Source organism: Streptomyces sp. NPDC056231, from assembly GCF_048270745.1.
In the GTDB taxonomy this organism is placed as follows: Bacteria; Actinomycetota; Actinomycetes; order Streptomycetales; family Streptomycetaceae; genus Streptomyces.
Map to the genome: position 1 here is coordinate 1 of NZ_JBLVKW010000152.1, position 8,936 is coordinate 8,936.

An 8,936-nucleotide genomic window follows, 5' to 3' on the forward strand; every position below is an offset into this window, starting at 1 on the left:
CTCACGGAACTCCGCGTCGAACTTCCGTCGCTTCTCTCCCATGACCCCCAACTTCCCCTGCAGTCACGGCCTCTACGCTACGAGGGGAAGGTCAGGTGAGACCGCTGACCCGGTCGCCGGGCGTCCCGGCTGCAGTCAGCATCAGCACCATCGCGCGATCGTCCCGCTCGGTGATCATCTGGCAGAGCGCGTCGCCGTGGATGCCGGGCAGGTCGCGGTCGAGGACCACCACGTCGTACGCGTTCAGGCTGAGCTTGGCGGCGGCGGCAAGACCGTCGTGCGCAACGTCGACGGCCATCCCCTGATCCCGCAGTCCTTCGGCGACGACCTCCGCGAGCGACCGCGCGTCCTCCACGACCAGAACCCTCACCGTGTCACGCTTCCGAACCGGCCGCCGACAGCAGCGCCGCCGCAACGCACAGGCCGCCCTCCGGCCGGGCCAGTAGGGCGAGGCGGCCGCCGTGCGCTGCGACGATCGACAACCCCAGGCCGGAACTCCCCTCCGACCCCGTCCGGTCGGCGCCGAGCCGCTCGAACGGGTGCGTCAACCGGTCCACCTGACCCTGGTCGAGGACGCGCCCGCCGGTCTCGACGACGAAGCGTGCCTCGCTGTCTTCGTGTTCGGTGGAGATCCGGATCCAGCCGCTTTCCTGGTTGTGCACGATCGCGTTGTCGACCATGTTCTCCACCATCCGGGACAGCAGCGCCGGACTACCCCGTGTCCAGGCGTTCGGCCGCATCTCGTCGTCGACGGTCAGCATCTTCGCGGCAATGTCGGCGGCCCGGGCGGTCAGCGCCTCCCGCGCCAGCTTGCCGAGCGACACGGGGGCATCGCGATCTGGGCGAGAACGGCAGCATCACGGTCCGGATGACGTCCATGACAGGCACGATCACCTACCCACCGCCGAACCACGACCAGATCGTCCCGGGCCTGGTGCCATGGGCGAAGGCCGGGATCATCATCAAGGACGGCATCAGCCAGGGATCCTCCTACGCGGCGTTGATGCTCTCCGGCAGCCACGGCGTGCGGATGCAGTACGACTACCGCCGTGACACCGCAGGCAGCGACGGTGGGGTCTCGACCAAGTCGCCGCGCTGGCTGCGGCTGACGCGGTCGGGCGACACCATCACCGGCTACGAGTCCGCCGACGGCGAGCGGTGGGCAAAGGTGGGCACGGCGCAACTGCCCCGGCTGCCCAAGACTGTGCAGGTCGGCCTGTTCGCCGCCTCTCCCGGCGACCTGACGCTGCGGCCTGTCGGCCTCGGCGGTGCCACGGAAGAGGTGCGCTTCACGCAGGCCGCCGGTGTCTTCGACAACGTTGGCCTCAAGGGCGCGGCCTCCGGGGGCTGGAGGAAAGACGCCGTCGGCGAGATGAACCGGACAGACTGGGAGAAGTGCCACAAGGCGTCCGGAGCGGTGGAGGAGGGCGGCACGATCACCATCAATGGCACCGGCGACATTGGGCCGGGAGGTGCCGAGGATGGCGGCCGCCCGGTGGGGCGTACCCTCGGCGGGCTGCCCCTCGGACTTCTCATCGTGCTCGTGGTCGCAGTGCGGTTCGCCACCTCCGAGTACCGCGGCGCGCCGGTCACCCGCCGGGTGCTCGCGGCGGAGGCGGTCGTCGTCGGAGCCGTCACGTTTGTGACCGGTCTCCTCGCCGTGGGGATCGTGATCCCGGTCGGCGTGGCGATCCTGAAGGGGAACGGGATCTCCGTCATCGGGGTGTCCGCGCTCACCGGAGTGCGGGTCGTCGTCGGTACGGCCGCCGTGCTCGCCCTCGCCGCCATGCTCGCGCTCGGCACCCTGCTTCGGCGCGCCTGGCTTGCGATTCTCGTCGCCGTCCTGGTGATCGCGGTCCCGTACGTTGTGACGTCCTTCCCGCTGCTTGCCGACGGCCTGTCACAGTGGCTGCTGCGGGTTACTCCGGCCGCCGGATTCGCCGCCCAGCAAACCCTCATCGAATATCCGCAGGTCGTCGCCCACTACGCGCCCTCCGCGGGATACTTCCCGCTTCCGCCGTGGGCCGGGGTCGCTGTGCTGTGTGCATACGCGGTGATGCTTCTGGGGCTTGCCCTGAACCGCCTGCCGCAAAGCGACGAACGGACCGAGCAACCGGTGAAGTGGAGGTGATTCTTGACGGCGCGAGAGCCAGGAGCTGGGGACGCCCGGCGACACGCTGCTGCACCCGGTCGCACGGACGCTGGTCGGGTCGCGGGAGCCTCTGACCCACACGGCGATCGTGGAGCGCCTGGGCGAGGCCGTCCCGGGTGCCGGGCACACCGAGCAGATGGCGGCCGTCCTGGATGTGCTGACCACCCACGCGATGTTCGTAGACGTCACAGGCCGGGGGCAACACGACCTGATCGCCCGCGCCCCCTCAGCACACATCGCGCACGCCTGGATGGACCGCTACCGCAGCGAATGGAGCCCCTCGTGACCACCACCATCGAACTGCGCCGCTTCGGGCACGTGGACCTGTCCGCGATCCGGCAGACCCTCTGGACGTGCACGCGGACGCCTACGCCGACGAGTTGGACAACGAGTTCAACCAGCGCTTCGAGTGGTTCGTGGACCACTGAGGCATCCGTCCCGGCTACGCCTGCGTCATCGGCTACGACGGAGCGGAGCCGGTCGGGTTCGCCTACGGTGCCCGGCGGCACCGGGCCGCGAGTGGTGGCGCGAACACCTGAGCGAGCCGCCGGCGGACGGCTCGACCTTCAGCGTCTCGGAGCTGATGGTGCGCCCGCGCAGGCGCAAGACCGGCACCGCCGAACGCCTCCACACCGCGCTCATCCAGGAACGGCCGGAGGCCCTGGCCGTGCTCCTGGTCGACCCCGACCACCCCAAGGTCCAAACCCTCTACGAGAGGTGGGGCTACACCACGGTCGGACGCCGACAGCCCTTCCCCGACGGCCCGAACTACGCCGTCATGCTCCAACACCTGCGCACGCCCACAACATCCTGACCCGCCCAGGAGCATCGCATCCCTCTTGCCAGGGCCTCGCTGACTGAGACGTCGTTTCGACGCGAAACGAGAAGTCGCACGCCCACGCGGATAGGCGATGTACGCGAGAACGGAAGTCACCAGCTCTCCGGCGGGCGGTATGCGGCGCTCGTGGCCCTTCCTGGGATACCGACGAAATGTGAGTGTCGGCAGTAACGGAAAAGCCGGGGAGCTTGCCGATGAATAGGTTACCCACGCATGACAACGGCGGGCCCCGCCCTTGTCAGCGTTTCGGTAGCCCTGTTGCCTTGCGTGGGTCTCCGGGGCCGGATTCAGGGAGTGGCGAGAACCGGGTTATTGACCACCTTCGCGCAAATGGCGAAAACCTGAAGAGTTCCCGGGTTGGACGGGTCCGAGTTCGTTGCGAAGGCCCACCAACTTTCCCCGCTGATCGGCACACTCGAACCGATCTGGTACCTGTCGGCGTACGAGTTGCCGGCGATCACGCTGGCTCCGCCGCCCGTTCGGGTTTCGCCGGCCGGGCACTGGGCCACGACCGCGGCCCTGCCGGGGAAGCCGCCGGAGGCCACGGGAATTGTCACCGGCTGACTCTGCACAACGCGCACCACATCGTCGGCTTCCGCCATGCTGGCTGTCCCGACCACCATCGCCACAGCTGAGGCGGCTACGAGAGACTTCTTGAAAACGGAGCCCTGCTTTCGCTCGGATTCGCGGGGAAAGAAACCACACGGTGTGTGATTCGTGAAAGATCTACTTCAGCCGCAAAAAGGATCCGTGGATCGCTCTTTAATACGCGCCCACATAGGAGGAAAGGTTCACCCAGGCGGCTGTCCTCGCTCTCCCACAAGCGGGAAGTAATCCAACATTTTGAGGGGCGCCATCCTGCCCAGCAGAACGTTTCCACACATCAACGCATTTCGTCGGTGTCCCTTCCTCGATAGCTGCGGGTTCTTGCCGCCGGCGAAGCTGCTGGTCCAGTTGGAGCACCCCGAGCGGAGCGAGGGCGAACGACCTGGAGGAGCGGCGAGCGACGGCCACACTCGGCCCGCGAGGAAGGCCGCAGTGCCTCCCGAACGGCGTTCTGAGCGGGCACTGGTAGGCGGCGGGAAGCGCGGTGGCCTTCTCGGCGCGGGACTGGCTGTCAGCGAAAGCTGACAGGGTCTCGGGCTCAGCCGCAGGTGCAACCGATACGTGCCGCTTGCTGCTGGCGCAGCTTGGTCCGGCAGGTGGACATGTTCGCCAGGCTGGACACCGATGGGGACGGCGCGTGTAGGGTCTCGCCGCACGTGACATGTCGATCTTGCGTGACCTGGGCGTTCTTGGCTGTCTCACGGCCTTGTAACCCATGACCAGTCTCAAATCCGTGGCACTTCCTCGCGAGGGCGAGGTCGAGATCAGGCAGCTTGCCCGTGTCGGCCGAGTACACCACGCTGAGCCCCGAGCACGAGGACTACCGGCGAGCCCAGATCGCGCACCGATGAGTTTCCCGAGCCGCGCCGGTCTATAAGCCGGACACCCACGGACGGAAGGCTAAACCATGCGGAAACTGATCTACGGCATGAACCTGACCCTGGACGGCTACATCGCCGCGCCCGTCGACGACATCGGCTGGAGCGTGCCGAGCGACGAACTGTTCCAGTTTTGGTCCGACCAGTTGCAGGCGACCGACCTGACGCTGTACGGGCGCAAGCTGTGGCAGACGATGAGCTCCTACTGGCCGACCGGCGACCAGCAGCCCAACGCCACCCCGGCGGAGATCGAGTTCGCGCGCCGCTGGCGGGACATGTCGAAGGTGGTGTTCTCCTCGACGATCGACAAGGTCGACTGGAACACCCGCCTGGTCACCGGCGATGCGGTCGCCGAGATCACCCGGCTCAAGGCCGAGGACGGCGGCCCGATGGACATCGGCGGCGCAACGCTCGCCGGGGCGGCCATGCGCGCCGGGCTGATCGACGAGTACGCGATCGCCGCCCATCCGGTCCTGGTGGGCGGCGGCACGCCGTTCTTCACCGCGCTGGACAGCTGGGTGAACCTGAACCTGGTGGAGACGCGGACGTTTCCCGGCGGCGTGATCCTGACCAGGTACGAGACGAGGCGCTGAGCAGCTTCCCGCTGTCTCACGGCTTGGATGGGTGCTTCCTCTCACCGTCGCGGCGATCTCCCCCACCGCACGCCACCAAGCCCACGAGCGATGCCCCGTGAGCCCACGGTGTCAGCGGGCTTCTACCAGGGCACCAGCATCAGAACCAAATCACCCATACGAGTGGGCGGCTTGACCTGTGTCCTGTCGCACTGCGTCTGACGTGTGGTGGGCTGCTGACCTGCGCTGTTGCCAGGCTGCTTGAGACCGCCGGTGGCCAGCGCTCTCAAGCGATTTGGCTTTCACGGAAGTCTCGGTCGCGATAGGTGCAGGAGCGTCGCCAAAATCGCCAACGGTATCCGCCAGAGATCGCGTTCTCCATGGTGCTGCGACGTGGAAAGCCCGGGCGGCGGTCCGGCCGGAGCGCCGCGGGCTGGGTGCTCCTGCGCCCTGGTGGGAGTCCTCGATGAGGGCGGCGGTGTCGGAGCCTTCCCCCTGGCGCCCCTGCATCCAGTGCGGGGTGGAGAGGCGCGCTGCGACGGATCGTCCAGCTGACGTGGGGCCGGGAGCGCGACCGTCCGGCCTCGGGCGGAGTCATCAGGGGCAGGAGCGGCTACGGGGCCGAGGTCTCGGTGTACTCAAAGGTGCTCGGGCCTGCCGGGCGTCGCCGCCCGGGGTGCGTATGCCGGACCGCGGGCAGGGGGTCAGTTGCGGCCGGCCATGACGCCGCCGTCGACGTCCCAGACGGCGCCGGTGACCCAGTCGGTCTGGTTGGACAGGAGGAAGACGACGGTGGCGGCGACATCGTCGGGGGTGCCGGTCCGGCCGATCGGGTGGAAGTCGTTGAAACCGTCGAGGGCGGTGCCGACGTCGGACTTGGGGATGAACTCCTCGTAGATCGGGGTGCGGACGACGGCGGGGGCGACGGCGTTGACGCGGATGCCGGCCGAGGCGAGCTCCATCGCGAGGTGCTGGGTGAGGGAGTGCAGTCCGGCCTTGGCCATCGAGTAGGCCGACGACGGGGTGGCGGCGATGGCCTGGTGGGCCCACATGGAGCCGATGTTGACGATGGACCCCTTCGCGCGGCGGTCGATGATGTTGGCGGCGACGGTCTGGGTGAGGAAGAAGAAGGCGCGGTTGATGGCCTGGTAGCGGTCGTAGTCCTCGGCTGTGTGCTCCAGGAAGCTCTTCGGGGCGAAGACACCGGCGGCGTTGACCAGGAGGGTGGCGTCGGCGTGTTCCTCGGTCAGGGTGACGCGCAGGCGGTCGACGGCGGCCGGGTCGGCCAGGTCGGCCGCGAGCCCGACGGCCCTGCCGTGGGTGGACAGGGCGGCCGCCGCCTCGTCGGCGCCTGCCTGGCTGCGGCCGGTGACGACGGCAGTTCCGCCGGCGTCGAGGACGTGACGGGCGACGGCGTAGCCCATGCCGCTGGTGCCGCCGATGACGATGACCTTCTGGCCGGTGAAGTCGAGGGTGGTCGTGCTGGACATGTGGTGCTCCTGTTAGGGGTGAGTTGCCCGGACGGTGTGGGGGCGTGTCCGGTGGTCTATGGGGTCAGGCGTAGGGGTTGCAGACGAGGTGTCCGTTGGTTCACTAGCTGCCGCACGACCCCTTGGGCTTCTTCGCAGCGCACATTCGGGTCATCGAATTGACGCCTGCGTCGCCGCTGTCGGCCGTGCCACGGAAGTCCCGCTACTGCGACTGGGATGTCAGATGGTCAGTGCAACCAGAAAGCGCGAGACCATGTTGTAGGCCGCGACTGTAGCGACCGCTTCCACCGTTTGATTTTCACGGAACAGACGCTTCACCTCGTCGATGACGGAGGAATCAACCTCAACCTGGTTCGTGGACTGATCGGTCAGGGCGATCAGGGCGCGCTCCTCTTCGTTGAAGAGGTCACTTGCCCCGCCTTCAGCCTTGAGAGCCTGACACTTTTCTTCCGTACCGCCCGCCTGCAGGTACGCCGGGTAATGAACTCCCCATTCGAATTCCGCGCGGTTCAGTACGGCCACTCGCAGCATGATCAGTTCGCGATATTCCAGCGCCAGGTCGAACTGGGCGCGAACCCGACCCAGCAACTCGTTCCAGCCTGTGGCGAGCGGGAAACTCTTCAGCAAGACACGGTCGAAGCCGATCAGTTCGCTGTTGGGTCGACGGGCTTTCATGGCTGCAAGAATTCGGGCGGGGCGAGGGAAGGCTGCCGTTTTGCCATGGGGTGACTCGCACATCACTCATATTGCATTCCTTCACCGTGCATCGACTTATGGGGAATCAGGTCGTGCTGGTAATGAATTTCTGCCTTCGGGTGTGCGCCCGGACGAAGGAAAGGGAGAGGTGCCCGATGGCGAGGGAGGTCAGGTGTAGGGGTTGCAGACGAGGTAGCCGTCGACGCGGCCGAGCCAGTCCGATTCGGGGTCCGGCGGGAGCGCGTGGCCGAGGTTGTCGGCACGGACCTCGCTGATCCACTGGTCGTGCTGGTACTCGTGGTTGATGAGGGCGAGCAGCAAGTGGTTCGCGACGATGGCCAGTTGGGCGGGGGCGCCGACTCCGCCGGCGGCGATGTCGCCGATGCGGGCGTGGACGCGTTCGGCGACAGTGTCGCGGAACGCGGTGAGCCGTTCGACGGTCGGCAGTGCGCCGCGGAACTTCTCCGGGTTCGCCGAGTCCATGAGCCCGTCCAGTTCCGGGTCGGGGCTGGGCTCGGCCGCGGTGAGGTTGCGGATCATGAAGTGGGCGACGTGGGCCTGGTGGCCGAGGTGCCAGCCGATGGCGCTGGAGTTCTCGTGTGGACGCCAGGTCACCTCGTCCGGACTGAGGTCCCGCCACAGCTCGTCGGCGTAGGCGCGGGCCCGGTCGTACTCGCGAAGCAGCGCGTTGATCTCGTGCATGGCGGCGCCGGCCGGTTCAGACGGTGTCGTAGAGGCGGACCTCGGGTGCCGCCTCCAGCAAGAGGGACAGGCCTCCGACCACATCACGGGTGAAGAGGTCGCTCGCCAGGTACGCCTTGGCGTCGGCCACGGTCTGGAAGCCGTGAAGGACCTCAGCGCACATGAGTACGGCCCCGACCGATTCACCTGGTCAGGGGCCGTTCATCTGCGGTGGTGTGTGATTTGAAACCACGGTGACTCGCGCCACGACGGTTTCAGAATCGCTGAAGGCCTGACTCGGCCATCGAGACTCCACCAACCCATGCCTGCGGCCGTCGGGTGCCAGGACATCCTCGCCATACGACCACTGATGGCCTATGTTGAACATGTTCAAATGCTGCGGGGTGCGAGTCGCACAAAGGAGTGCTGATGACCATGACCCACGCGACGGCCGGCCCTGGCATGCACCGGGTGCTGGTTCGGATGGGGCGGTGCGTCCTGTCGTACGTCCTGCTGGACATGGCCGTCTGGACCGTCATCGCGCTGGTGGTCCCGGACTCGTCCTTCCTCGCCAGCATGCGGGTCGGCCTGCTGATGCTGGCCTTCACCGGCATTCCCACCGTGCTCCTGGCGATCGTGGCCGGGTTGGCCCACCAGCACATGGAGGTCACCCGCTTCAGGTGCCTGCTGGCCTTCCCCATGGTGCTCTTTGCGTTTCCGCTCATCGGGGCGGCCATGGCCGAGCCGCTGGTGCTCCAGGTGATGGCCCAGGTGGCCTTCGCCGTGTGGCTGATGCCTGCGCCGCTCGTCCCGGAGAACTGGGTGGGCTTGCCCGAGTAACGGGGCGCGCAACCGACGAGACATCTTCAGAAGCGTTGAGTCGTGGTGCCCTGAGTGCCCGATCAGACAATGAGTGGCGGGGGCAAAGTGACCTTCCCCTCGTAGCGTAGAGGCCGTGACTGCAGGGGAAGTTGGGGGTCATGGGAGAGAAGCGACGGAAGTTCGACGCGGAGTTCCGTGAGG

The 8,936-nt window shown here is 67.2% G+C and carries 10 protein-coding genes and 2 pseudogenes; 5 read left to right on the plus strand and 7 right to left on the minus strand.

The window, feature by feature from the left end; all coding sequences use genetic code 11:
- Window positions 1–94: 94 nt before the first annotated feature.
- Both ACNPQM_RS43015 and ACNPQM_RS43020 read right to left on the minus strand, forming a co-directional pair.
- Window positions 95–370, minus strand: a pseudogene (locus ACNPQM_RS43015) (response regulator); the annotation flags it as partial.
- Window positions 371–374: 4 nt separating this feature from the next.
- Complete coding sequence (locus ACNPQM_RS43020) at window positions 375–824, minus strand: sensor histidine kinase (protein WP_418088284.1); 450 nt, start codon at window positions 822–824, stop codon at window positions 375–377.
- A gap of 44 nt (window positions 825–868) precedes the next feature.
- Between ACNPQM_RS43020 and ACNPQM_RS43025 the strand changes: the two genes are divergently transcribed.
- The 3 genes and pseudogenes from ACNPQM_RS43025 to ACNPQM_RS43035 all read left to right on the plus strand — a co-directional run bounded on the left by ACNPQM_RS43025 (window position 869) and on the right by ACNPQM_RS43035 (window position 2,966).
- Entirely contained in the window at window positions 869–2,131 is a 1,263-nt protein-coding gene (locus ACNPQM_RS43025; protein ID WP_418088285.1) for a hypothetical protein, read from the plus strand.
- A gap of 109 nt (window positions 2,132–2,240) precedes the next feature.
- Entirely contained in the window at window positions 2,241–2,438 is a 198-nt protein-coding gene (locus ACNPQM_RS43030; RefSeq protein WP_418088286.1) for a hypothetical protein, read from the plus strand.
- A pseudogene (locus tag ACNPQM_RS43035) lies at window positions 2,423–2,966 on the plus strand (GNAT family N-acetyltransferase). The gene ACNPQM_RS43030 and the pseudogene ACNPQM_RS43035 overlap by 16 nt, the downstream one beginning before the upstream one ends.
- A 311-nt stretch (window positions 2,967–3,277) precedes the next feature.
- Here the strand turns inward: ACNPQM_RS43035 and ACNPQM_RS43040 are convergent.
- Window positions 3,278–3,592: a hypothetical protein gene (locus ACNPQM_RS43040; protein ID WP_418088287.1), complete on the minus strand. Its 315-nt coding sequence runs from the start codon at window positions 3,590–3,592 to the stop codon at window positions 3,278–3,280.
- 911 nt (window positions 3,593–4,503) lie between these two features.
- Here ACNPQM_RS43040 and ACNPQM_RS43045 point away from each other — a divergent pair.
- Window positions 4,504–5,067, plus strand: coding sequence for a dihydrofolate reductase family protein (locus tag ACNPQM_RS43045; protein WP_418088288.1), 564 nt, complete (start codon window positions 4,504–4,506; stop codon window positions 5,065–5,067).
- A 683-nt stretch (window positions 5,068–5,750) separates the two neighbouring features.
- Here the strand turns inward: ACNPQM_RS43045 and ACNPQM_RS43050 are convergent.
- From ACNPQM_RS43050 to ACNPQM_RS43065, 4 genes are all read right to left on the minus strand, one after another.
- Complete coding sequence (locus tag ACNPQM_RS43050) at window positions 5,751–6,536, minus strand: SDR family NAD(P)-dependent oxidoreductase (protein ID WP_418088289.1); 786 nt, start codon at window positions 6,534–6,536, stop codon at window positions 5,751–5,753.
- A gap of 219 nt (window positions 6,537–6,755) precedes the next feature.
- Window positions 6,756–7,211: a carboxymuconolactone decarboxylase family protein gene (locus tag ACNPQM_RS43055; RefSeq protein WP_418088290.1), complete on the minus strand. Its 456-nt coding sequence runs from the start codon at window positions 7,209–7,211 to the stop codon at window positions 6,756–6,758.
- A gap of 189 nt (window positions 7,212–7,400) precedes the next feature.
- Window positions 7,401–7,934, minus strand: coding sequence for a DinB family protein (locus tag ACNPQM_RS43060; protein ID WP_418088291.1), 534 nt, complete (start codon window positions 7,932–7,934; stop codon window positions 7,401–7,403).
- Between the two features lie 16 nt (window positions 7,935–7,950).
- Window positions 7,951–8,097 carry a hypothetical protein gene (locus ACNPQM_RS43065; RefSeq protein ID WP_418088292.1) on the minus strand — a complete coding sequence of 49 codons (147 nt, stop codon included), beginning with the start codon at window positions 8,095–8,097 and terminating at the stop codon, window positions 7,951–7,953.
- A 245-nt stretch (window positions 8,098–8,342) separates the two neighbouring features.
- Here ACNPQM_RS43065 and ACNPQM_RS43070 point away from each other — a divergent pair, with 245 nt between their 5' ends.
- A complete protein-coding gene (locus ACNPQM_RS43070) occupies window positions 8,343–8,753 on the plus strand; it encodes a hypothetical protein (RefSeq protein WP_418088293.1) in 411 nt (136 codons plus the stop codon).
- The last annotated feature ends 183 nt before the right edge of the window (window positions 8,754–8,936 follow it).

What these genes read in the sequence shown, in the direction of transcription:
- ACNPQM_RS43025 (WP_418088285.1), top strand. Translation starts at nt 869, where the DNA reads ATGACGTCCATGACAGGCACGATCACCTACCCACCGCCGAACCACGAC.
- ACNPQM_RS43040 (WP_418088287.1), bottom strand. Translation starts at nt 3,592, where the DNA reads ATGGCGGAAGCCGACGATGTGGTGCGCGTTGTGCAGAGTCAGCCGGTG.
- ACNPQM_RS43045 (WP_418088288.1), top strand. Translation starts at nt 4,504, where the DNA reads ATGCGGAAACTGATCTACGGCATGAACCTGACCCTGGACGGCTACATC.
- ACNPQM_RS43050 (WP_418088289.1), bottom strand. Translation starts at nt 6,536, where the DNA reads ATGTCCAGCACGACCACCCTCGACTTCACCGGCCAGAAGGTCATCGTC.
- ACNPQM_RS43055 (WP_418088290.1), bottom strand. Translation starts at nt 7,211, where the DNA reads ATGAAAGCCCGTCGACCCAACAGCGAACTGATCGGCTTCGACCGTGTC.
- ACNPQM_RS43060 (WP_418088291.1), bottom strand. Translation starts at nt 7,934, where the DNA reads ATGCACGAGATCAACGCGCTGCTTCGCGAGTACGACCGGGCCCGCGCC.
- ACNPQM_RS43065 (WP_418088292.1), bottom strand. Translation starts at nt 8,097, where the DNA reads ATGTGCGCTGAGGTCCTTCACGGCTTCCAGACCGTGGCCGACGCCAAG.
- ACNPQM_RS43070 (WP_418088293.1), top strand. Translation starts at nt 8,343, where the DNA reads ATGACCATGACCCACGCGACGGCCGGCCCTGGCATGCACCGGGTGCTG.